The sequence below is a fragment of the Paenibacillus popilliae ATCC 14706 genome (assembly GCF_000315235.1).
GTDB lineage: Bacteria > Bacillota > Bacilli > Paenibacillales > Paenibacillaceae > Paenibacillus_B > Paenibacillus_B popilliae.
The window spans coordinates 1-387 of record NZ_BALG01000410.1; the positions used below are offsets into that span (position 1 = coordinate 1).

Annotated in this window: 1 protein-coding gene; it reads right to left on the minus strand. The window is 49.6% G+C overall.

The genetic code is table 11. The annotated features are described in order from the left end of the window. Window positions 1-387 (minus strand): hypothetical protein (locus tag PPOP_RS23040; protein ID WP_042229877.1); only part of this gene is annotated, 387 nt, incomplete at both ends.

Sequence of the window (387 nt, forward strand, 5' to 3'; positions counted from 1 at the left end):
GTTCTCTCCCTTCCATCACTGCGATTTCTTCTTCTGTTGGAGGTGCTGGGATGTTGTCATCTAACTCCGGCTGTTCCGTTGACGTGCTTGTCCCTGGTTGTGGTTCCACTTCACAGCATTCGATTGACCGTTTGGCTCTACCTCCGGGACCGCACGGTCTGCAAACTTGGATCTCCCTTTCTTCGACCGCACTTTCTTCTTTCTCAATTTCCTCTCGGATTTGTTTCGCTGCTGTTTCTTCTGCCTCAACCGTACTTTCTTCTTTATAGATCTCCTCGCTGATTTGTTTCACCGCTGCCTCTTCTGCCTCAACCGCGCTGTCCTTTATCGCTTCTAGCTTGGTGGCCGTTCTTGATAAAATGCCTGCTTCTCGACTGATTCCTTTGA